Source organism: Streptomyces actuosus (assembly GCF_016921115.1).
GTDB lineage: Bacteria > Actinomycetota > Actinomycetes > Streptomycetales > Streptomycetaceae > Streptomyces > Streptomyces actuosus_A.
In genome coordinates this window covers 102,759-125,609 of record NZ_JAFFZS010000013.1, presented here as the reverse complement: position 1 = coordinate 125,609, position 22,851 = coordinate 102,759, and the positions used below count along the sequence as shown (strand labels likewise).

The 22,851-nt window shown below is 72.3% G+C and carries 17 protein-coding genes and 1 pseudogene; 11 read left to right on the top strand and 7 right to left on the bottom strand.

The window, feature by feature from the left end; genetic code table 11:
- Positions 1-55: 55 nt before the first annotated feature.
- The 3 genes from JS756_RS18375 to JS756_RS18365 all read right to left on the bottom strand — a co-directional run bounded on the left by JS756_RS18375 (position 56) and on the right by JS756_RS18365 (position 3,954).
- Positions 56-1,636 carry a sodium/solute symporter gene (locus JS756_RS18375; RefSeq protein ID WP_205384259.1) on the bottom strand — a complete coding sequence of 527 codons (1,581 nt, stop codon included), beginning with the start codon at positions 1,634-1,636 and terminating at the stop codon, positions 56-58.
- A 26-nt stretch (positions 1,637-1,662) separates the two neighbouring features.
- Complete coding sequence (locus JS756_RS18370; protein ID WP_205384258.1) at positions 1,663-2,061, bottom strand: DUF485 domain-containing protein; 399 nt, start codon at positions 2,059-2,061, stop codon at positions 1,663-1,665.
- A 342-nt stretch (positions 2,062-2,403) separates the two neighbouring features.
- On the bottom strand, positions 2,404-3,954 hold the full coding sequence (locus JS756_RS18365) for an MFS transporter (protein WP_205384190.1): 1,551 nt from the start codon (positions 3,952-3,954) through the stop codon (positions 2,404-2,406).
- A gap of 492 nt (positions 3,955-4,446) precedes the next feature.
- Here JS756_RS18365 and JS756_RS18360 point away from each other — a divergent pair, with 492 nt between their 5' ends.
- The 3 genes from JS756_RS18360 (at position 4,447) to mfd (ending at position 11,791) form a co-directional block, all read left to right on the top strand.
- Entirely contained in the window at positions 4,447-5,235 is a 789-nt protein-coding gene (locus JS756_RS18360) for an ABC transporter ATP-binding protein (RefSeq protein WP_205384189.1), read from the top strand.
- Positions 5,232-7,811, top strand: coding sequence for an ABC transporter permease (locus JS756_RS18355; protein WP_205384188.1), 2,580 nt, complete (start codon positions 5,232-5,234; stop codon positions 7,809-7,811). Before JS756_RS18360 ends, JS756_RS18355 begins: the two co-directional genes overlap by 4 nt.
- 440 nt (positions 7,812-8,251) lie before the next feature.
- Positions 8,252-11,791 carry a transcription-repair coupling factor gene (gene mfd, locus JS756_RS18350; protein ID WP_205384187.1) on the top strand — a complete coding sequence of 1,180 codons (3,540 nt, stop codon included), beginning with the start codon at positions 8,252-8,254 and terminating at the stop codon, positions 11,789-11,791.
- Between the two features lie 85 nt (positions 11,792-11,876).
- Here the strand turns inward: mfd and JS756_RS18345 are convergent, their stop codons facing one another.
- A complete protein-coding gene (locus tag JS756_RS18345; protein WP_205384186.1) occupies positions 11,877-12,317 on the bottom strand; it encodes a hypothetical protein in 441 nt (146 codons plus the stop codon).
- 149 nt (positions 12,318-12,466) lie between these two features.
- On the opposite strand from JS756_RS18345, the gene JS756_RS18340 reads away from it, so the two are divergent.
- Together JS756_RS18340 and JS756_RS18335 are read left to right on the top strand one after the other, a co-directional pair.
- Positions 12,467-13,180 (top strand): HNH endonuclease family protein, encoded by a 714-nt coding sequence (locus JS756_RS18340; protein WP_205384185.1) that lies wholly within the window; start codon positions 12,467-12,469, stop codon positions 13,178-13,180.
- 5 nt (positions 13,181-13,185) lie between these two features.
- Positions 13,186-13,691: pseudogene (locus JS756_RS18335) on the top strand (N-acetyltransferase); the annotation flags it as partial.
- A 291-nt stretch (positions 13,692-13,982) separates the two neighbouring features.
- Here JS756_RS18335 and JS756_RS18330 read toward each other — a convergent pair.
- Entirely contained in the window at positions 13,983-14,666 is a 684-nt protein-coding gene (locus JS756_RS18330) for an Rv1352/Rv1906c domain-containing protein (protein WP_205384184.1), read from the bottom strand.
- Positions 14,667-14,872: 206 nt separating this feature from the next.
- Here JS756_RS18330 and JS756_RS18325 point away from each other — a divergent pair, with 206 nt between their 5' ends.
- Complete coding sequence (locus JS756_RS18325) at positions 14,873-17,035, top strand: N-6 DNA methylase (protein WP_205384183.1); 2,163 nt, start codon at positions 14,873-14,875, stop codon at positions 17,033-17,035.
- A 332-nt stretch (positions 17,036-17,367) separates the two neighbouring features.
- Here the strand turns inward: JS756_RS18325 and JS756_RS18320 are convergent, their stop codons facing one another.
- Complete coding sequence (locus JS756_RS18320) at positions 17,368-17,907, bottom strand: GNAT family N-acetyltransferase (protein ID WP_205384182.1); 540 nt, start codon at positions 17,905-17,907, stop codon at positions 17,368-17,370.
- 347 nt (positions 17,908-18,254) lie between these two features.
- Here JS756_RS18320 and JS756_RS18315 point away from each other — a divergent pair, with 347 nt between their 5' ends.
- Positions 18,255-18,917 carry a hypothetical protein gene (locus JS756_RS18315; RefSeq protein WP_205384181.1) on the top strand — a complete coding sequence of 221 codons (663 nt, stop codon included), beginning with the start codon at positions 18,255-18,257 and terminating at the stop codon, positions 18,915-18,917.
- On the top strand, positions 18,914-20,440 hold the full coding sequence (locus tag JS756_RS18310) for a serine/threonine-protein kinase (protein WP_205384180.1): 1,527 nt from the start codon (positions 18,914-18,916) through the stop codon (positions 20,438-20,440). Before JS756_RS18315 ends, JS756_RS18310 begins: the two co-directional genes overlap by 4 nt.
- A 13-nt stretch (positions 20,441-20,453) precedes the next feature.
- Here the strand turns inward: JS756_RS18310 and JS756_RS18305 are convergent, their stop codons facing one another.
- On the bottom strand, positions 20,454-20,861 hold the full coding sequence (locus JS756_RS18305; protein ID WP_205384179.1) for an ATP-binding protein: 408 nt from the start codon (positions 20,859-20,861) through the stop codon (positions 20,454-20,456).
- A 271-nt stretch (positions 20,862-21,132) separates the two neighbouring features.
- On the opposite strand from JS756_RS18305, the gene JS756_RS18300 reads away from it, so the two are divergent.
- The 3 genes from JS756_RS18300 (at position 21,133) to JS756_RS18290 (ending at position 22,836) form a co-directional block, all read left to right on the top strand.
- Positions 21,133-21,951 (top strand): helix-turn-helix domain-containing protein, encoded by an 819-nt coding sequence (locus JS756_RS18300; RefSeq protein WP_205384257.1) that lies wholly within the window; start codon positions 21,133-21,135, stop codon positions 21,949-21,951.
- A gap of 8 nt (positions 21,952-21,959) precedes the next feature.
- Positions 21,960-22,163 carry a DUF397 domain-containing protein gene (locus JS756_RS18295; protein WP_205384178.1) on the top strand — a complete coding sequence of 68 codons (204 nt, stop codon included), beginning with the start codon at positions 21,960-21,962 and terminating at the stop codon, positions 22,161-22,163.
- Between the two features lie 226 nt (positions 22,164-22,389).
- The gene (locus JS756_RS18290; protein ID WP_438817326.1) at positions 22,390-22,836 is read left to right on the top strand and encodes a hypothetical protein; all 447 of its coding nucleotides are present in this window, start codon (positions 22,390-22,392) and stop codon (positions 22,834-22,836) included.
- Positions 22,837-22,851 lie beyond the last annotated feature (15 nt).

Genomic DNA, 22,851 nt, shown 5'->3' with positions numbered 1-22,851 from the left:
GATCCGCGCCCACGCCTTGGTGCCGGCGCTGGGTCCCGCGCCGGTGGCCCGGGGCTCAGGTGCCCCTGCGCACCGCGCCCGCGAGGATCCGCCCCTCCAGGGCCTCGTACTCGTGCCGCTGTTCCTCCGCCTCGGTGCGGCTGGAGAGCAGCGTCCCCGCCCACCCGAAGACGAAGCCGAGCGGGATGGACACCAGTCCGGTGGTGGTGAACGGGAACCAGTTGAAGTCGGCGTCGGGGAAGGCGGCGCCGGGGGAGCCGGAGACGAGGTTGGTGCCCGGCATCAGCACCAGGACGGACGCTGCGCCGCCGATCAGGGTCCACAGCAGGCCCGTCCGGGTGTAGCGGCGCCAGAAGAGGGCGTACACCAGGGAGGGCGCGATCGACGAGGCGCCCAGACAGAAGGAGAGGGTCACCAGCGGTTGCAGGCTGCGGTGCTGGACCTGGGTGGCGAGGAGGATGGTGGGCACGCCGACGGCCAGCGCGGACAGACGGGCCAGCAGCATCTCGCGCCGCGGAGGCATGTCCCGCACCCGCGCGGCGAACACGTCGTGGGCCAGGGAGTTGGCGCAGGCGAGGATCATCCCGGCGACCGAGGCGAGGACGGTGAGGAAGATCGCCGTGGTGACCGTGGTGAACAGCAGCGTCTCCGCGCCGGAGACGTCGGTGCCGAACGCCGCCCGTGAGCCCAGCAGGTAGGCCGTGTTGCCCTGCGGGTCGGCCTGCGCGATCGCCTCGCGGCCGATCAGGGCCGTCGCACCGATCCCGACGACGGTCATGATCAGGACGAACAGGGCCACGCCGGAGACCGCCCAGGACATCGAGCGCCGCACCTGACGGGCGGTGGAGGCGGTGTACATGCGCATGGTGATGTGGGGCAGGCAGGCGCCGCCCAGGACCACCGTCAGCTCCGAGGTGAGCATGTCGAGGCGGGGGCTCGCACCGTGCGAGAACTGCAGGCCCGAGTGCAGGTAGGCCGGGCCGACGCCGCTCTTCGCGGCGGCTGCGTCGAACAGCGCGGTCGGGTCCCAGCCGAAGCGGTTGAGGATGAGGATCGCGACGACGGTGCCGGAGCCGAGCAGCATCACGATCTTCAGGATCTGGATGAGGGCGGTGCCCTTCATGCCCCCGATGGCCGCGTAACTGATCATCAGGACGCCGAGGCCCACGATGCAGCCCGTCTGCAGGGACTCCCCGCCGAAGCCCAGGATGAAGGCGAGCAACTGGCCGGTGCCCGCGAGCTGCACCAGCATCAGCGGCAGCAGCGCGGCGAGGGTCACCGCGCATGCCGTGATGCGCACGCCGCGCCCCGGCATGCGGCGCGCCAGCGCGTCGCCCATGGTGAAGCGTCCCGTGTTGCGCAGCGGTTCGGCCAGCAGGAACATCAGCAGCATCAGGGACAGCGCCGTGCTGAGCGCCAGGACGATGCCGTCGTAGCCGAACAGGGCGATGACGCCGCCGGTGCCCAGCACGGTGGCGGCCGATATGTAGTCACCGGCGATCGCCAGGCCGTTGCGCATGGGCGACAGGGAGCCGTAGCCGGTGTAGAACTCGTCGAGGTCGTCCCGGTCGGGGCCGGTCATCACGCACAGGAGCAGGGTGACGGTGGCGACGGCCGTGAACGCCACCAGGGACATGGTCTGCGCGTTGCCGCTGAACTCGGTCACCGAGCCGCCCCCCGTCGGGCATCCAGCTCGGCCTCCTTGCGGATGCGGTCCGCGATCGGGTCGACGTGGCGGCGGGCCGTGCGCTCGTACAGGGCGATCGCGAGCCAGGTGACGGGCAGTTGGATCAGCGCGAGCAGCAGGCCCGCGGGCAGACCGGCGGTGACCTCGCTGGTCATGAACGACGGGGCGAACGCCGACAGCAGCAGGAAGAGCATGAAGTAGCCGAGCGCGGTCAGTGTGGCCACGCGCCGCTGCCGGCGGTAGGCCCCGCGCAGGATCCGCAGGTCGCTGTGGTGACCGAGTGTCTCCCGGCGCCGGGACCGCGGGGCGGGGGGCTGCGGCTCCTCCGGCTGCCACGGGTACGTCGCGTAGGGCGGCGACGAGGCGCTCGCCACGGCACGCGGCGCGAAAGCATCGTCCCGCGCAGGCGTGAAGGAATGCTCGCGCGCCGGGGTGGAGGGCCCACGCTCCGGCGCGGGCGGGTACGGCTGTACGGGCGCGGGCGGGTACGGCCGCGCGCCCTGTGGGGGATACGCCGGCGGGCGTGGGTACGACGGGGACGTGTCGTAGGACATCCCGGGGCTCCTTGCGTGGCTCGGGTCCGTGGCGGCGGACCGCAGGGAGTGGGGGGTGCGAGCCACGCACGCTACTCGCCGGTACTCACCCGTGGGGCGTTTTCATCCAACTGGGCGGTCGGTATGTCCTTCCCGTGACCTCCCCGCGTCCGACCTCGGGTGTCACCGCCGCTGACTCGGACCTTCGGGGTCCGGTACGGAGGGCTGGAGCGGGGCTCGGTCCTTCAGCACCGGAAAGCGGCGCGGCGCTACGAACAGCAGGACCAGGAAGGCGAGTGCGGCGGCACACGAGGCGCCCAGGTACACGGCGTGCACCGCGTCGGCGATGGCGCGCCGCGCCGCCTCCGGGGCCGTGCCGGACTCCCACGCGCGCGTGACGGAGTCCAGATCCCCGGCATCGCCCAGACGGGAGGCGAGCACGCCGTTGGCGACGGCGCCGAAGACCGAGGCGCCGATCGTCTGACCGGTCTGGCGGCAGAACAGCACGGACGCGGTCGTCGTCCCGCGCTCCGCCCACCCGACCGTCGACTGGACACCGACGACGAGGGGGAGCTGGAACAGGCCGAGCGCGGCGCCGAGCAGCAGCATCAGCAGGGCCGGCTGCCATGCCGCCCCCGGGTAGGGCAGGAAGGGGAACGCGAACAGGATCAGCGCGGCCGCCCCGATGCCGAGCATCGCCGTGTTCCGGAAGCCGATCCTGCGGTACACGTGCTGGCTCAGCGCCGCCGACACCGGCCAGCTCACCGTCCACACGGTCAGTACGAACCCGGCGGCCACCGGAGCCAGGCCCAGCACCGACTGCGCGTAGGTGGGCAGGAAGACGGTGGGGGCGACCATCAGCAGACCCAGCGCGGCCAGTGCCAGGTTGACCGCGGCGATCGTGCGGCGGCGCCACACCCACCCGGGGATGATCGGCTCGGCCGCCCGGCGTTCGACGGCGACCACCACCGCCACGAGCGCAAGACCGGTACCGAACAGGGCGATCGAGGGCCACGACAGCCACGGCCAGGCCACCCCGCCCTGCACCAGCGCGGTCAGCAGCACGCCACCGCAGACGAACACCGCGACCGCGCCGGCCCAGTCGACCCGCGCGCGCGGTGCCGCGTCCCGCTCCGGCTCGTGCAGGTGACGCACGATCAGCCACAGCGCCACCGCGCCGATGGGCAGGTTCACCAGGAAGATCCACCGCCAGTCCGCGTACGCCACGAGGACTCCGCCCAGCCCCGGCCCGGCGACGGCCGACACCGCCCACACCGTGGACAGCTTCGCCTGGATCTTCGGACGCTCCTCCAACGGGTACAGGTCGGCGGCGAGCGTCTGCACCGTTCCCTGGAGCGCGCCGCCGCCCAACCCCTGCAGGATACGGAAGGCGATGAGGGCGCCCATGCTCCAGGCGGACGCGCACAGCAGCGAGCCGAGCAGGAACAGCGAGGCACCGGCGACCAGGACCGGTTTGCGGCCGAAGGTGTCGGACAGCCTGCCGTACACGGGCAGGGTGACGGTCACCGCGAGCAGGTAGCCGGAGAACAGCCAGGAGAACACGGAGAAGCCGCCGAGGTCGCCGACGATCTGCGGGACGGCCGTGGAGACGACGGTGGCGTCCAGAGCCGCCAGCGCCATCGCGAGCATCAGCGCGGCGACGACCGCCGAGCGCCGCCCGGTTCCGGCGCGCGGTGCGGCTCCGCCGTGTATCGCAGGTGTCGTACTGCCCACCGGATCCCCTCCGATCACCGTGCCCCGGGAGCCGACGGTGCGCCGTGCGTCCCGTGCCCCCTGCAAGCATCTGCCGCCGGACAGCTTCCCATCAGGGCCGGGGCAGCGGGAGGTGGAGTCCGACTGCGCCGGAGGGCGGAGCCGGACCCCGAGACCGTCTCCACCCCGCGGGGGACGGCCCCTAGGGGGATCTCCGCACCAAGGGTCGGGGGCAGGTCGTACCGGCGGAGGACGAGACGGGGCACAGGCTGTCCTTAACCTGGCTATACGCCGCTGGGGGGCGGTCCACCGGAGGGGAGGGGTGGGGATATCCCCCCGGGCAGGACGGGGCCGCGCCCCAGCGCGCCGGACCGTCCGGGACGGAAGACTCGTCGGTGTCGTGAACCGGATCGGCCTCTCGATCCGATCACGGAGCAAGAGCCGGCGAACGCACCACCGACAACCACCGACCGCTCAGCACTCTCATCTGCTGACCGACATAGGAGACTTACCGTGACATCGGCTGTGACCATTCCCAGGCACGGGGGCACTGGAGGGCGTACGGCCGTTGCCGCGCGGGCGCGGCAGGTCGTCAAGGCGTACGGGGCCGGGGAGACCCGCGTCGTCGCCCTCGACCACGTCGACGTGGACATCTCCCGCGGCCGCTTCACCGCGATCATGGGGCCCTCGGGGTCCGGCAAGTCCACGCTGATGCACTGCCTCGCCGGCCTCGACACCGTCACCAGCGGGCAGATCCACATCGACGAGACCGAGATCACCGGCCTGAAGGACAAGAAGCTCACGCAGCTTCGGCGGGACCGGATCGGCTTCATCTTCCAGGCGTTCAACCTGCTGCCCACGCTGAACGCGCTGGAGAACATCACGCTGCCGATGGACATAGCCGGCCGCAAGCCGGACCGGGAGTGGCTGGAACGTGTCGTCGAGACCGTCGGACTGGCCGGCCGCCTCAAGCACCGGCCGGCGCAGCTGTCGGGCGGTCAGCAGCAGCGCGTCGCCGTCGCCCGCGCCCTGGCGGCCCGACCGGAGATCATCTTCGGTGACGAGCCGACGGGCAACCTGGACTCCCGGGCGGGCGCGGAGGTGCTCGGCTTCCTGCGCCGCTCCGTGGACGACCTCGGTCAGACGATCGTGATGGTCACGCACGACCCGGTGGCCGCGTCCTACGCCGACCGCGTGCTGTACCTCGCCGACGGCCGGATCGTCGACGAGATGCACCAGCCGACCGCCGACCAGGTCCTGGACCGCATGAAGGACTTCGACGCCCGGGGGCGCACGTCATGACCGTCCTGAAGACCTCGATGCGCAACTTCTTCGCGCACAAGGGGCGCATGGCCCTGTCGGCCGTGGCGGTCCTGCTGTCGGTGGCGTTCGTGTGCGGCACGCTCGTGTTCACCGACACGATGAACACCACCTTCGACAAGCTCTTCGCGGCCACGACCTCCGATGTGACGGTGAGTGCCCAGGGCGCCTCGGACACCGGCGAGACGACGTCCGGCAACGGCAAGCCGCCGGTGATGCCGGCTTCGGTGCTCGGCGAGGTCCGCAAGGCCGCGGGCGTGCAGTCGGCCGAGGGCACGGTGTTCTCCACCTCGGTGACCGTCGTCGACGCCGACAAGGACAGCCTCTCGCCCTCGTCGGGCGCCCCGACCATCGTCGGCAACTGGAACGGCAACGACGCCCGCACCATGAAGATCACCTCCGGTGCCGCACCCGAGGGGCCGGACCAGGTCATGGTGGACGCGGACACCGCCGACAAGCACCACCTGAAGCTCGGTGACGAGATCGGAGTGATCAGCGCGGTCGGCACGCACACCGCGAGGATCTCCGGCATCGCCACCTTCCAGGTCACCAACCCCGGCGCGGCGATCTTCTACCTGGACACGAAGACCGCCCAGGAGGCGCTCGTCGGGCAGACCGGGGTGTACACCAACGTCAACGTCACCGCGGCGCAGGGCGTCACCCACGAGCAGCTCAAGAAGAACGTCGTCGCGAGGATCGGCGGCGACTACAAGGTGCAGACGGCCAAGGAGACCGCCGACGCCAATCAGCAGGACGTCAAGAGCTTCCTGGACGTCATGAAGTACGCGATGCTCGGCTTCGCCGGGATCGCCTTCCTCGTCGGCATCTTCCTGATCATCAACACCTTCTCGATGCTGGTCGCCCAGCGCACCCGGGAGATCGGCCTGATGCGGGCCATCGGCTCCTCCCGCCGGCAGGTCAACCGGTCGGTGCTCGCCGAGGCGCTCCTGCTCGGCGTGTTCGGTTCCGTGCTCGGCGTGGCCGCGGGCGTCGGCCTCGCCATCGGCCTGATGAAGCTCATGGGCCTGATGGACATGCATCTGTCGACCGACGACCTGACGGTGGCGTGGACGACGCCCGTCGTCGGCCTGCTGCTCGGTGTCGTCGTGACCGTCCTGGCCGCCTACCTGCCCGCCCGGCGTGCCGGCCGGGTCTCCCCGATGGCGGCACTGCGTGACGCGAGCGCCCCGGCCGACGCCAGGGCGAGCCGGCTGCGGGGCGTGGTGGGCGTGGTCCTCACGGGTGCCGGCGCCTGCGGCCTGTACCTCGCGGCCACTGCGGACGATGCCAAGCGGGGCGCGCTGTGGCTGGGTCTGGGCGTGGTGCTGACCCTGATCGGCTTCGTCGTCGTCGGGCCGCTGCTGGCGGGCGGAGTGGTGCGCGTCCTGGGTGCCGTGCTGCTGCGTGTCTTCGGCCCGGTCGGCCGGATGGCCGAGCGGAACGCCCTGCGCAATCCGCGCCGCACCGGTGCCACGGGTGCCGCCCTGATGATCGGCCTGGCGCTGGTCGCCTGCCTGTCGGTGGTCGGCTCCTCCATGGTCGCCTCCGCCACCGACCAGCTCGACAAGACCGTCGGGACGGACTTCATCGTCCAGAGCGACAGCGGGCAGCTGATCACACCTCAGGCGGTCCAGGCCATGAAGGCGGCACCGGGGCTGGAGCGGGTCACCGAGTACAAGTGGACCAAGGCCGACTTCAGCACGCCGGACGGCAAGACACTGAAGAACACGGCGATCACCGCGGCCGACCCGACGTACGCGACCGACCTGCGTACGGAGACGGTCGCGGGGAACCTCGCCGACGCCTACCGGCCGGACTCCATGTCCGTCCACGAGCAGTTCGCCGAGGACCACGACATCCACCTCGGCTCCACGATCTCGGTGGCCTTCCGGGACGGGTCCACGGCGAAGCTGACGGTCCGCGCGATCACCAGCAGCGACGTCGTGATCGACCAGGGTGCGATGTACACGTCGATCGACACGCTCGCCACGTACGTCCCCGCCGACCGGATGCCCCTCGACCAGCTGGTCTTCGCCACCGCGAAGGACGGGCAGCAGGACGCCGCGTACACGGCGCTGAAGGCCGCGCTGCACGACTACCCGCAGTACACCGTCCGCGACCAGACCGACTACAAGCAGGAGCTGAAGGACCAGATAGGCCAGCTGCTGAACATGATCTACGGCCTGCTGGCACTCGCGATCATCGTCGCGATCCTGGGTGTGGTGAACACGCTGGCCCTGTCGGTGGTGGAGCGCACCCGTGAGATCGGGCTGATGCGGGCCATCGGTCTCTCGCGCCGCCAGCTGCGCCGCATGATCCGCATGGAGTCGGTGGTCATCGCCCTCTTCGGGGCCCTGCTCGGTCTCGGGCTGGGCATGGGCTGGGGCGCGACGGCGCAGAAGCTCCTCGCGCTGGAGGGGTTGACGGTCCTGGAGATCCCGTGGTCGACGATCGTCGTCGTGTTCGTCGGATCTGCCTTCGTGGGCCTGTTCGCCGCCCTGGTCCCGGCCTTCCGGGCCGGCCGGATGAACGTGCTGAACGCCATCGCCACCGAGTAGCGGCCGGCGCGTCAGCCGGCACATGCCACCACCGTGCACGGGGGTCACGGGGGGTATCGCCCGGCGCCGGGAGTCCGGAGGGACTTCCCGGCGCCGGGCGTGTGCGTGCCCGGGGCGCTTCTTGTGTCTGCCGGGCGTCTCCCGTACCTGCCGGGCGGGCGTCGCCTCCCGCGCCCGCGGGGCGTGTGCGCGCCGGGGGAGCGCGTCTGTGTCTTGCGCGCGCCTCCGCGCCTGGCTGTCGCCTCCGTGCCTGCCGGGCGTGTGCGCCCTGCCGGGCAGAGCGCGAGCGGGGGCGCCCGTGGCAGAAATTCGTACGTATGAACGACTCGGGGTTTTCCACAGGCTCGGCGCACTCCCGCGCGCCGTCGTACTCTGGACACCCCCGGCCCGTGACTCGCGTCGGGCCTTTCGTGTTGCCCACCCCGGATGGAAGCCCTTCCATGAGCCTGCACGGTCTGCTCGACGCCGTCGTCAAGGACACCGCCCTCGCGGAAGCGATCACGGCGGCCGCAGACGGCAACCGCATGCACGTCGACGTGGTCGGCCCGCCGGCTGCCCGGCCGTTCGCGATCGCCGCGCTGGCCCGCGAGACCGGCCGGACCGTGCTGGCGGTGACGGCCACGGGCCGTGAGGCGGAGGACCTCGCCGCGGCGCTGCGCTCCCTGCTGCCGCCGGAAGGGGTGGTGGAGTACCCGTCGTGGGAGACGCTGCCGCACGAGCGGCTCAGCCCCCGCAGTGACACCGTGGGCCGTCGCCTCGCCGTCCTGCGGCGCCTGACCCACCCGCGCCCGGACGACCCCGAGACGGGCCCGGTCTCCGTCGTCGTCGCCCCCGTTCGCTCTGTGCTCCAACCACAGGTCAAGGGCCTGGGCGAGCTGGAGCCGGTGTCGCTGAGGACGGGGCAGAGCGCCGACCTGAACGACATCGTGCAGGCCCTCGCCGCCGCGGCGTACGCACGCGTGGAGCTGGTGGAGAAACGCGGCGAGTTCGCCGTGCGCGGCGGCATCCTCGACGTGTTCCCGCCCACCGAGGAACACCCCCTGCGCGTCGAGTTCTGGGGCGACGACGTCGAGGAGATCCGCTACTTCAAGGTCGCCGACCAGCGCTCCTTGGAGATCGCCGAGCACGGGCTGTGGGCCCCGCCCTGCCGTGAGCTGCTGCTCACCGACGACGTGCGCGCCCGCGCGCGGGCTCTGGCCGAGCAGCACCCCGAACTCGGCGAGCTGCTCGGCAAGATCGCCGAGGGGATCGCCGTGGAGGGCATGGAGTCCCTCGCCCCGGTCCTCGTCGACGACATGGAACTGCTGCTCGACGTCCTGCCCGAGGGCGCCATGGCCCTCGTCTGCGATCCGGAGCGGGTCCGCACGCGGGCTGCGGACCTGGTGGCGACCTCGCAGGAGTTCCTGCAGGCCTCATGGGCGGCCACCGCGGGCGGCGGTGAGGCTCCCATCGACGTCGGCGCCGCCTCCCTGTGGTCCATCGCCGACGTCCGCGACCGGGCGCGCGAGCTGGACATGATGTGGTGGTCGGTGTCGCCGTTCGCGGCCGACGTGCTGGAGGAGGCCGACACCCTCAAGCTCGGCATGCACGCCCCCGAGACCTACCGCGGCGACACCGCGCGGGCCCTGGCCGACACCAAGGGCTGGCTCGCCGACGGCTGGCGCACCGTGTTCGTGACCGAGGGGCACGGCCCCGCCACCCGGACCGTCGAGGTGCTCGGCGGCGAGGGCGTCGCCGCCCGCCTGGACACCGACCTCGCCGACCTGTCGCCGTCGGTGGTGCACGTGGCGTGCGGATCGATCGACTACGGCTTCGTCGATCCGCAGCTCAGGATCGCCGTCCTCACCGAGACCGACCTGTCGGGGCAGAAGGCGGCCGGCCGCGACGGTGCCCGCATGCCCGCGCGGCGCCGCAAGAGCATCGACCCGCTGACCCTGGAGGCGGGCGACTACATCGTGCACGAGCAGCACGGTGTCGGCCGCTACATCGAGATGGTGCAGCGCACCGTCCAGGGCGCCACCCGCGAGTACCTGGTCGTGGAGTACGCGCCCGCCAAGCGCGGCCAGCCCGGCGACCGCCTCTACATCCCCACCGACCAACTGGAGCAGATCACCAAGTACGTCGGCGGCGAGGCGCCCACGCTGCACCGGCTGGGCGGTGCGGACTGGACGAAGACCAAGGCGCGCGCGAAGAAGGCCGTCAAGGAGATCGCCGCCGACCTCATCAAGCTGTACAGCGCGCGCATGGCCGCGCCCGGACATGCCTTCGCCTCCGACACGCCGTGGCAGCGGGAGCTGGAGGATGCCTTCCCCTATGCGGAGACGCCCGACCAGCTCACCACCATCGCCGAGGTCAAGGAGGACATGGAGAAGACGGTCCCCATGGACCGCCTCGTCTGCGGCGACGTCGGGTACGGCAAGACGGAGATCGCGGTGCGCGCCGCGTTCAAGGCCGTCCAGGACGGCAAGCAGGTCGCGGTGCTGGTGCCGACGACGCTGCTGGTGCAGCAGCACTTCGGGACGTTCGGCGAGCGGTACGCCCAGTTCCCGGTCACCGTCAAGGCGCTGTCCCGGTTCCAGACCGACACCGAGGCCAAGGCGGTCCTGGAGGGCCTGCGCGAGGGCTCCGTCGACGTCGTCATCGGCACCCACCGGCTGTTCTCGTCGGAGACGAAGTTCAAGGACCTGGGCCTGGTCATCGTCGACGAGGAGCAGCGCTTCGGCGTCGAGCACAAGGAGCAGCTGAAGAAGCTGCGTGCCAACGTCGACGTGCTCACCATGTCGGCCACGCCCATCCCGCGCACCCTGGAGATGGCCGTGACCGGCATCCGCGAGATGTCGACGATCACCACGCCGCCGGAGGAGCGGCACCCCGTGCTGACCTTCGTCGGGGCGTACGAGGAGAAGCAGATCGGCGCCGCCATCCGTCGTGAGCTGCTGCGCGAGGGCCAGGTCTTCTACATCCACAACCGGGTCGAGTCGATCGACCGCGCCGCCGCCCGCCTGCGGGCGATCGTCCCCGAGGCGCGGATCGCCACCGCGCACGGGCAGATGTCGGAGTCGGCTCTGGAGCAGGTCGTCGTCGACTTCTGGGAGAAGAAGTTCGACGTGCTGGTGTCGACGACGATCGTCGAGTCCGGCATCGACATCTCCAACGCCAACACGCTGATCGTGGAACGCGGCGACACCTTCGGCCTGTCCCAGCTGCATCAGCTGCGCGGCCGCGTGGGCCGGGGGCGCGAGCGCGGGTACGCCTACTTCCTGTACCCGCCGGAGAAGCCGCTGACGGAGACCGCGCACGAGCGCCTGGCGACCATCGCACAGCACACCGAGATGGGCGCCGGCATGTACGTCGCGATGAAGGACCTGGAGATCCGCGGTGCCGGCAACCTGCTCGGTGGCGAGCAGTCCGGCCACATCGCGGGCGTCGGCTTCGACCTGTACGTCCGCATGGTCGGCGAGGCCGTCGCCGACTACCGGCGTCAGCTGGAGGCGGGCGAGCCCGGAGCGGAGGCGGAGGAACTGCTCGAGGTCAAGATCGAGCTGCCGGTCGACGCGCACGTCCCGCACGACTACGCCCCGGGTGAGCGACTGCGCCTGCAGGCCTACCGGGCCATCGCCTCCGCCACCACCGAGGAGGACGTCAAGGCCGTCCGCGAAGAACTCGCCGACCGCTACGGCAAGTTGCCCGAGCCGGTGGAGAACCTCCTGCTGGTGGCGGGCCTGCGCATGCTCGCGCGAGCATGCGGTGTCGCCGAGGTCGTGCTGCAGGGCGCCAACATCCGTTTCGCGCCGGTGGAACTGCGCGAGTCGCAGGAGCTCCGGCTCAAGCGCCTCTACCCCGGCAGCGTCATCAAGCCGACCGCGCACCAGGTCCTGGTTCCCCGCCCGAAGACCGCCAAAGTGGGCGGCAAGCCGCTGGTCGGGCGCGAACTGCTCGGCTGGGTGGGGGAGTTCCTGGCGTCGGTGCTGGGGTCGTAGCCCACGCCGGCAGCCGTGTCTCGCGCCGTCAGCCGTGGCCTGCGGCGGCAGCCTGGGCCCGCCGCGGCAGGGGACGGCGCCGGGTTCACGGCTGCCGCCCCGACGGCCGCCCGAACGCGCCGGAGCGGTACGCCGGAAGTCGCGCCGGGGCACCCGGCACGGCGATCGCCGTGCCGCCTCCGCCCGGGCGGGAAGGGCGCGTCGCCCGCGGCACGGGGATCGCCCGCGGCAGATGTGCTGCGGCGGGCGGCTTCTGCGTCCAGGTGATGCGTGGTCTCGTCGCTCTGCGCCTGGTGTTCCTCCGTGAGTTCGGGCGTTCCACCGGTTGTGCGGGCCGATCGCGGTCCTCGCCCGGCACCTCCTCGGCCCACTGCCGGCCGGTGTCGACCCGGACCCCGTACGTCCCGCCCGTCCCCTCGTCGACCTCCCTCTCCGCGGCGCCGGACACCTCGTGGCCCTTGTCCTGTGCCTGGTGTCCGAACCTGTCGAGGATGCCCCTGCAGCACTCCTTCCGCAGGCGACTCATCACCCCCGACGATCCGCCCGACTTGGGGTGAACGCCCAGGTGGACGGGGAATGGTCTGGATCGGCGAGCGGCTACGGTGTGTACGGTTCGGCGCGAGGGAAGACTCGCCCGAGCGGGGCGGAGCCGGTCGAGCAAGGGGAGGGCGCACCGTGAGGCGTCTGAGGGGCGGGGCTGCGCTGGCCGCCGTACTGATACTGGCCGCGGTCGGCTGCAAGCAGCAGACCACCGGGTCGGGCGGTTCCGGGCCGACGACCGGCGGGGGAACGGCGCTCGCCGCCGCCGACTCGCTCACCGTCAAGGGGCGTGCACCGAAGACCGGATACGACCGGGGCAGGTTCGGCACCGCCTGGGCCGACACCGACTCCAACGGCTGCGACACCCGTGACGACATTCTCAAACGGGACCTGAAGGACGTGCGGTTCACCGGCGGCGACTGCAAGGTCTCCTACGGTGTCCTCGCACAGGACCCCTATTCCGGCAAGGAGGTCACCTACCGGCGTGGCCGCAGCCAGGTCGACATCGACCACGTCGTCGCCCTGTCCGACGCCTGGCAGAAGGGCGCCAAGTACTGGGACGCCGCCAAGCGCATCGCCCTCGCCAACGACCCGCTCAACCTCCTCGCCGTCGACGCGGGCACCAACCGCGCCAAGGGCGACGGCGACACGGCGACCTGGCTGCCGCCCAACAAGGCCTACCGGTGCGCGTACGTGGCCGCGCAGGTCGCGGTGAAGAAGAAGTACGAGCTCTGGGTCACCGCCGCCGAGAAGGCCGCGATGAAGAAGGTCCTCTCCGGCTGCCCGGACCAGGCGCTGCCCTCCGGCGGCAATCCGACCAGTGCCCCGGCCCGGTTCCACGCCGACTGACCGCTCCCGCGCGCGACCGGGACGAGATCCTGGTGCGGGCCTTCGCGGACCTGCGCCAGGGTGCCGCCCCGACGAGGTCGCCGCCGTCTCGGTCGTCGTCGCGCCCCGTGCGCAGGGTCGCGGGCTGTCCGCGCTCATGCTGACGGCGATGCGGGACAACGCGCGGGCGCTCGCCCTCGGCGAGGGAGTCGCTCCCGTCCGCCCCAGCGCCGAGCACCTCGAACCGCGCACCCCCATGGCGGAGTACGCCCGCCGGACGCGCCCTGACGGTCTGCCGCACGATCCGCGGCTGCGCGTGCACGTCCGGGCCGGCGCCGTCGTCGACTCCGTGGCGCCGGTCTCGATGTCCGTATCCGGCTCGCCGGGGTAGTGGCGTGCGTGGACGGCCCTGCCCTTCGGCACCGCGGGCGAGGTCGAGGTGCCAGGCGCGCTGGTTCCGGTGCGCTGCGAGCCGGAACACGACCGCGCCGTGTATGTCGAGCCCAACGTCTGGATGCGGCACCGGCTGTGATGCCGGCGTGCGCCGCCGCCGGCACGCCCGGCTCGGTCGGGGCCGGGGCTCGTGCGGCCGGCCCGTCGGGTCGAGGAGCGTCGCGGCGGTCGCGGCGGTCGCGGCGGTTGCGGCGGTCGAGGCACGGCCGCCGGGCCGCCGAGGCGCCGAAGCCGCCTGGGTCGCCCGGGGCGCTGGGCTCGCCCGCCGGCGAGGGTGCTGAGCCGGAGCCGGAGCCGGAGCCGGAGCCGGAGCCGGAGCCGGGGCGGACGGCGGGGCGGGCGGTGGTCCCGCCCCTTCGCACGGCCGGTGTCAGCCGGTCTTCTTCCAGTCCTGGCAGCCGGAGGTCTTGAAGTAGGCGTCCGAGGCGCTGATCTTGACGACGGCCGCGCCGGTCACGTTGTCGTTCGCCAGGATCGAGTCGAGCGAGTGCTCGGAATCCTTGGTGCGCTCCCAGTAGCAGGAGTCGTCGGTGTTGCCCGTGGACCGGTAGGTGCCGGGGGCGATGTCGACGCCGACCTTGAACATCCCCCCGTCTCCGGCCATGGAGTTCGCCGGGGTGCCCTTGGCGGCGGCGTCCACAGCCTCCCAGTCGTGGCAGCCGCTGGACTTGAAGACCTTGTCGCTCGGCTTGACGGTGACGTAGCTGGTGCCGGTGACGTTGTCGTTGGCCAGCGTGGAGTCGATCTCACCGGAGGCGTCCTTGGCGCGCTCCCAGTAGCACGCGTCGTCCGTGTTGCCGGTGGTGCGGTAGGTGCCGGGCTTGATGTCCGCGCCGACCTGGAAGTCGCCGTCTCCGGAGAAGGCGACCTTCTTCTCGGTGGCGTCCTTGCCCGAGTCCTTCTTCGCGCCGGGCTTCTGCTCGGCAGACGCGGACGGGCCCTTGTCGCCGCTGCTCGTCTTGTCGTCGTCGCTGCCGCCGGAGTTCGCGGAGACGACTCCGATGACGACGATCCCCACCACAGCGCCCAGTGCCACCTTGCTCTTCGTGCCCATGACTGTCCCCCTGGGATTCGGTGACCGCCCGCTTCGGACGATCTCTCGTTCGCTGGGTCAATAAGAGCATGGGCTGTGAACCGAGTCAACACGGTTCACAAGGTTCGATGAATACACGCGCGTGAAGCGGTAGGTCTTGCACATCTCGGTATGCTCCTGTCACAGGGCCGCAGGGGTGTTCACGGGGAACGAGGGGAGCGGGGCCGGTGCAGGACAACACGACAGAGGTGACCGCCGCCGGAATCGCACGGCTCGCAGGCGTCGGCCGTGCCGCGGTCAGCAACTGGCGCCGCCGCCACGCCGACTTCCCCAAACCGGTCGGCGGAACCGAGACCAGCCCGTCCTTCGCCCTCGCCGAGGTCGAGTCCTGGCTGCGGGACCAGGGCAAACTCGCCGAGGTGCCGCTGCGCGAGCGGGTCTGGCAGCAGCTCGCCGGTCATCCGGCAGGCCCGGTCGGCGCCCTCATCCACGCCGGCTGCGTGCTGCTGCTCATCCACGAGCGCCCGACCGTCTGGCTGGAGCTGAGCGCCGGCTCCGACGAGCGGCTCGCGGCGGCGCTGCCGGGCGCGCTGGAGGAGGTGCTCGCTCCGCGGTTCGGCACGGCGGGTGCGGCCCGGTCCAGTGTTCACAGCGTCGGCGGTGTTCACGGTGAGGGGGGCACACACAGCGGACCGATGCCCAGCGCCGGGTCGGCTGTGAACACTCAGCCGGCGTCGACCGGTCCCTCACCTGTTCACACCCCGACCGGTCCCCAACTGCTCCCCTCCGTCCCCCTCCTGCGCGGCACGGCGGAGCTGGCCGCCGACCTGGGCGCACGCCAGGCGTTCGAGTTCCTCCTCGGCCGGCATCTCGACGCCAACCCGCGCCAGTACACGCTCACCCCCGCCGACCTCGCCGGCCTCATGGCCGACCTGGCCGGCCCCGCCCGCACCGTCCTGGACCCGGCCTGCGGCACCGGTGCCCTGCTGCGCGCCGCGGCACCGCAGTCCGGCCAGGAGCTGTACGCCCAGGACAGTGCGCCCGAACTCGCCGCGCTCACCGCACTCCGGCTGGCCCTGCACACGCGGGCCACCGTGCACGGCGCGTCCGGCGACTCCCTGCGCGCCGACGCCCATCCCGACCTGCGCGCCGACGCCGTCCTGTGCCACCCGCCCTTCAACGAGCGCAACTGGGGCCACGACGAGCTCGCCTACGATCCCCGCTGGGAGTACGGCTTCCCGGCCCGTGCGGAGTCCGAGCTGGCGTGGGTGCAGCACGCGCTCGCCCGCCTGAAGGACGGGGGCAGCGCCGTGCTGCTCATGCCGCCCGCCGCCGCGTCCCGCCGCTCCGGCCGCCGTATCCGCGCCGACCTGCTGCGCCGCGGTGCCCTGCGCGCCGTCGTCGCCCTTCCGGCCGGTGCGGCCCCGCCGTACAGCCTTCCCCTCCACCTGTGGCTGCTGCGGCGCCCCGGCCAGAGTCCGGCGCAGCCGGAGGTGCTGCTGGCCGACGCCGGGCAGTTCACCGGCGAGGGGCGCGGCGGGCCCGACTGGCCGGCCGTGCGTGACGCCGTCCTCGACGCCTGGCGCGCCTTCGAGCGCACCGGCACCCTGGAGGAGCGGCCGGGCGTGGCGCGTAGCGTTCCGGTCATCGAACTGCTCGACGACGACGTCGACATCGCCCCCGCCCGCCACCTGCCGCCGCCCGCCGTCGCGGACGGCGCCGAGGCGCTGATCGCCGTACGGGAACGGCTGGGGGAGACGTTGCGGCTGACCACCGAGCTCACCCCGCCGCCCGCCGGTCCCGCGGGCCACGCCGGGGGCGGGCGGTCCGCGCGCTGGCCGCTCACCACCGTCGGTGAACTCGCGCGCGGCGGAGCCCTGGTGATGCGCACCGGCGGAAACGGCGGCCACGCGCGCGTGCCCGTCCTCACCGACCACGACGTGCTCGCCGGTACGGGCCCTTCGGGGGCGCTGCCCGAGAGCGACGAGGAGGCCGTGCTGACGGAGCCGGGGGACGTGGTCGTGCCGGTGCTCGGCGGGGGCGCGGTGGCGCGCGTGGTCGACGACGTGACGGGGGGCGCCGCCCTGGGGCGCAACCTCGTGCTCCTGCGCCCCGATCGCACGGCGCTCGATCCATGGTTCCTCGCCGGGTTCCTGCGCGGCACCGCCAACAACCGCCAGGCCAGCAGCTACGCCTCAACCGCCACCCGGCTGGACGTGCGCCGGCTGAACCTGCCCCGGCTGCCGCTGGCGGAGCAGCGGCGCTACGGCGCTCGTTTCCGCGCGCTCGACGAGTTCGAGCGGGCGATGAGGCTCGCGGGCCGGCTCGGGGAGCAGCTCGTGCGCGGGATGTACGACGGGCTGACCGACGGGACGGTGACTCCCGACTGAGGCGGGCGCCGTGCTCAAGGGGGGCGTCGCGGCGCCGGCGGGCGCCCGGCACCCGGTCACCGTGGAGAACGACCGACTGCACCGGCATCTCGTCGACCGCGATGCGCTGGTACGCGTGCGGCCGGCGCGAGCGCCGCACGGGGATCAGCGGTCAGTCCGCCGCCCGAGCCGCGGCCCGGCCCGCAGAGCCGAACGAGGAGTACCAGTGCCGCGGCCGGTGTCCCCGGCAGGGCGTTCGCCCCGTCGCGACGTCCGGCACGCGCGGGCACGTCGCCGTTGCAGACCGTTCGCGCGTGGAGGGGCGGGTACGGCCCGGCGGTTTTGGTGCGGCCTCAACCGGACGGCGTGACCGGGGACCGCATGCCGAGCCACTGCTCGGCGCCCCAGGCCTCGAACCGCTCCACCTCGGTGAACCCCAGCTTCGCCGCGAGACGCATCGAGGCGACGTTGGCGGTCTGGGTGGTGAGCACCACCGACTCGCCGGGAAGCGCGCCGGCGAGCCAGCGCAGTGCCGCCGCGCACGCCTCGGCGGCGTAACCGGATCCCCACGCCCGCGGCAGGAACAGATAGCCGAGATCGGCCTTCCCCGCAGCGGCCGGGCGGCGGTGACCCGTCGCTCTCCTGAGCAGGATCTGGCCGATCATCGCCCCGTCGAGATCGACGACGAAGCTCCCGGGCCACCGCTCGGGCGCCCCGGACAGCTCGCGCTCGAGCTCGGCACGCGGCCGGGGGCCGCCGAGGTAGGCGTGCACCTCCGGCGAGGCGAGCAGTTCGACGAACGCCGCACGGTCCCGGGTCTCTGGTTCCCGGAGCACGAGCCTCTCGGTCCTGATCGGCTCTGGCGGCCACACCACGGATCCCAGTTCCTCCATCCACGCACGCTAACAGGTGGTCGAACCCGGCCGAACGGGAAACGCTCCACCGGGATCCGAACCCGAACTGCGCCTGTGGGCCGCGGGGTACAGCACCACGTGAGGCGGCGACGGCAGCTGCGGACGCGTCGGCCGACGCCCGATCCGGTCGGCCGGAGTCGTCCGGTCACCGACCGGGCGGACCGGGGCCGCCCCGATCCGACGCGACGGACCCGGCGCGGAGAACGCGCGCGGGCGGCGAAGTGATCAGTGCGACAACGGTTCGGTACAACCCGGGACCGGTTGTACGGGTCGGCCTATACGCTCGGAATCCTCGTCCCCATCGGCCAACCGGTCCAGGAGCAGTCATGTACGGCCACGGCGCGGTGCCGCCCTCCCGCAGTGAGGGCACCGTCATCACCCTGCGCGTGCTGTTTGCCGCCATCGGTTTCCTCTCGTGCGGTCTGCTCGCGTGCGTACCGCTGTTCCGGATCGCCATCCTGCGTGGCCGGTGGTTCGACTGGACGGTGGCCTGGATCAGCCTGCCGCTGTCCATCGCCGCGCTGTCCGTGGTCGGTTCCGTGCCGGAGGGCGACACGCGCGGCGACGTCGCCCTGGCCCTGGTGCTGATCCTCGGTGCGGCCGCCGCGGCCTACTTCCTCACCGTCGACATCCAGATGCACCGGCAGTGGCGGCTGTCCGCCGGCTGTGCGGCACCCCACGCCCCCACGGTGCACACGCCCTACGGCTACCCGCAGCCTCCGCACCCGTCGCCGTACACCACCGCGCCGGTTCAGCAGCCGCCCCTGCCCCCGCACCATCACCACACGCCGGTACCGCAGCAGCCGCCCGCGCACGAGGCCGCGCCCCCGGCTCCCGTGCCTCCCGCTCCCCGGCCACCGGCGCAGCCGCCCGCACCCGCCCGCATCGACCAGGTGCGCGCCGAACTCGACGAGCTGAGCGCCTACCTGCGTCGCAACGAAGGCGGCCCCGACGGCGGCCACGGGCACGGTCCCGGGGGCGGCAGATGACCGTGACGACGGGACGTGTCGTCGCCGGACGCTACGAACTGGCCACCCTGATCGGACAGGGCGGCATGGGTCAGGTCTGGACGGCCTACGACCGGCGTCTCGACCGGCGCGTGGCGGTGAAGCTGCTGCGCCCCGACAAGGTGGCCGGGCAGGAGGCCGACGAACTGCGCCGCAGATTCCTGCGCGAGTGCCGGGTGACCGCCCAGGTGGACCATCCCGGCCTGGTGACCGTGCACGACGCGGGCAGCGAGGGCGAGGAACTGTTCCTCGTCATGCAGTACGTCGACGGCGCCGACCTGGCGGACCACTTCGCCGAGCACGACCCGTACCCCTGGCAGTGGGCCGTCGCCGTCGCCGCGCAGCTGTGCGCCGTGCTGAGCGCCGTGCACGCCGTGCCGATCGTCCACCGCGACCTGAAGCCGCGCAACGTGATGGTGAAGCAGGACGGCACGGTGACCGTCCTCGACCTCGGGGTCGCGTCCGTCATGGACAGCGACACCACCCGCCTGACGCACACCGGTTCCCCCATCGGCTCGCCGGCGTACATGGCCCCCGAGCAGGCCATGGGCGGTGCGGTGGGCCCCTACACAGACCTCTACGCGCTCGGTGTGCTGCTGCACGAACTCCTCAGCGGCAACGTCCCCTTCGCCGGTTCGACGGCCCTCGGGGTGCTCCACCGCCATCTGTACGAGCCACCGCTGCCGGTGCGCCGGCTGCGCCCGGAGGTCCCCGAGGCGCTGGAGGGTCTGGTGCTGCGTCTGCTGGCCAAGGACCCGCAGCACCGGCCCGCCTCGGCGCAGGAGGTGTACGAGCACCTCGCGCCCCTGCTGCCCGCGCGCGGAACACCCACGGGGGCGCCCCTGGACCCCACGCGCCCCTTCCTGCGCCCGCACGCCCCTTGGCCGGACCGTGCGCGCACGCCCGCGCCCCGGCCCGCGCCCGCACCGCCGGTCGCCGAGCAGCCCGACGTCGCAGCCGCCATCGACGAGGTCAAGCACCTCCTCGGCGCCGGCCGCATCACCCAGGCCGTCGACATCCTCGGCGCGATCCTGCCCGCCGCCGCGCAGCAGCACGGTGAGCACTCCCCGGTCGTGCGCACCCTGCGCAAGCAGTACGCCGCCACGCTCATGGACGACGGCCAGTACCGGCGCGCGCTGCCCGAACTGCGCCGTCTCGCCGACGAACGCGCCACCGAGTCCGGGCACGCCGACCCGCAGTCCCTGCGGTACCGCTACGACGCCGCCCAGTGCCTGGAGCAACTCGGCGAACCCGCGGCGGCGCTCGCCGAGTACCGCGCACTGCTGCCGTACTACGAGAACCAGTACGTGTCGGGCGACCCGGCGCTCGCGCACGACGTGCGTCGGCGCATCGGACACCTGCTGCTCGCCCTCGGCGACCGTGCCGCCGCCCACGACATGCTGGGGCGCCTGCTGCTCGACGTGGAGCGGCTGCACGGACCCGGGCACCCGCTCGCGGCCGACGTCCGGCGGACGCTGCAATGGCTGGGGCAGGTGCGCGGCTAGATCGTACGGCGGCCTACGCCGTGGCCAGTTCGCACCACACGTACTTGCCCCGGTTGCCGAACCTCGACAGGGGCTGCCAGCCCCACAGGTCGGAGCAGGACCGTACGACGACCAGCCCCCGTCCGCCCTCCGCGTCGGTCGGCTCGGCGAATTCCCCAGGGAAGTCGGGCGGCTCCGGATCCGCGTCCCACGCGCCGACCCGCAGGGTCCCCTCGCGCCATCGCACCCGCAGTGCGGCGGGCCCCTTCGTGTGCCGTACGGCATTGCCGATCAGCTCCGCGCCGATCAGTTCGCCCAGGTCGGCGAGGTGGATGAGCCCATGGACGGTGAGGACCAGCCGGATCATGCGCCGGCAGACGGGGACGGCGCGGACGTCGTTGGGGATGTAGAGGGAGTACTCCCAGGACTCGTTCTCGGGCATGTGTCTGCTCCGCTTCGAAGGTGGGGGTTTCGGAGGGGCCGCGGGGATGGCGGGCGGTGTCATTGCCGCACCCGTCATGGCAGGACGGGGCGGTGCGCTTCCGGTGTCCCGGCGATACCGCAGCGTGTGCGTCGCGTCACCGACGGTAGATCTAAATGTAGAGATGCTGCAAGTGGGTCACGTAACCTGAACCCCGAACGAGGAGCGCCCGCAGGCGCGTTGGATCGAGGAGCTGTCGAGAGCGTTGAGGCGTGAAGCAACGGCCCGCCAGATGCGGCTGGCCACTGAACTGCGCAGACTCCGGGAGGCGGCGGGCCTCAACGCCCGCCAGGCGGCGGCGCTGCTCGGAGTGAGTCCGGCTCAGATCACGCACATCGAGTCCGGGCTCGCGGGCGTGAGTGAGAAGCGGCTGCGCCGTCTCGCGTCCCACTACGACTGCACGGATGCGGAGTTCACCGATGCCCTCGTCGAGATGGCCACAGACCGGACGCGGGGCTGGTGGGAGGAGTACCGAGGGCTGCTGCCCACGACGTTCCTCGACCTGTCCGAGCTGGACCACCACAGCGCGTTCCGGCGTGAAGCGGCCGTCCTGTACGTGCCGGGCCTGTTCCAGACCGAGAGCTACGCGCGTGCCGTCTTCTCGTCCAGGATCCCTGAGCTCACCGAGGAGGAACTGGAGCTGAGGATTCGGCACCGGATGGCCCGCAGTGCGCTGGTCGAGGGCCCGTCACCCATCCCGTACGACGTGGTGATCCATGAAGCCGCGCTTCGCATCCAGGTCGGCGACCGTGCCACCGGACGGGCTCAACTCGCCCGACTCCTGGCGCTTTCCGATGCGGATCACATCACGGTGCGCGTCATCCCGTTCGAGCTGGAGGGCTTCGCCAGGGCCTCGGCGACCATGCTGTACATGGGCGGTCCCGTGCCCAAGCTGGACACCGTCGTGCGCGACGCGCCCCACGGCTCGGTCTTCATCGATTCCGAGGCGCAGCTCTGCGCCTATCGAACGCGCTTCCGTAAAGTGGAGGAGGTGTCACTTGCTCCCGATCGCTCACGTGACTTCATCCACAAACTGGCCCAAAACCTGTGAGGCGCCGCGTGACCAGCCCCGAGCACTGGCGGAAGTCGTCCTACTCCGGTGAGGGCGACGGCAACAACTGTGTGGAGGTCGCCGACCGCTGTACCCGCGTCGCCGTCCGCGACTCCAAGGCCCCCGAGCGAGCCGTCCTCACGTTCCCGGCGGAAGCCTTCGCCTCCTTCGTGGAGGGGCTGCGGGCGACGGAGTCCGGCGGGCCGGTGTGACACCGGCGCCTGCGTTCCCTCCGCGACAACCCGTGGTCCTACGGGGACTCGACCTCTTCCTGTGACGATCCAGGAGGCCGGTTTCCCGATGCGGTGACGGCATCGGCCGCCGTGCGATCCGCTCCGCACGCCGCGGACGCCTGACGTGCCGCGCCGGAGTACACATCGACTTCGGCCGGGTGAGCCCCCGCGGGCTGCGCGCCCCGCGCCGTGATCACGAATCGGGGTGAGCGCGGCCGAGCACCGGCAGTCCAAGAAGCGCCGCCACATCGCCTGGGCCGCGGCCGGCGCCGTCGTCGTCGCGGGAGGCGGGATCGCCGCGCAGCGGCCCGTGGCGGCGACGGCCCGGCCGGCCCAGCGGACCTCCGAGGCGATCGCCACCGCCAGGAACCGGGCGGACCTGCCGGGCAGCCTCTGGTACGCACTGTGGGACAAGAAGTACACCACCACCGGTGACCGGCCGTGGGCGCCCGGCAGGACACCGGTCACAGCCGGGGGCCACCCGTGCATGGTCAACAGCAAGGAGACCCGCAACGGCCACACGATCACCGTGGACCTGGACACCTGGGACGCCCCGGTGGCGATCGTCGGCCGAGCCGGCCCGGGGGCCCGCGACCGGACCGGCCCCCGGCCGCACACAGGCCGCGGGCAACGCCTCGGGGCGTTGCCCTGAGCGCGGTCGTGGAGG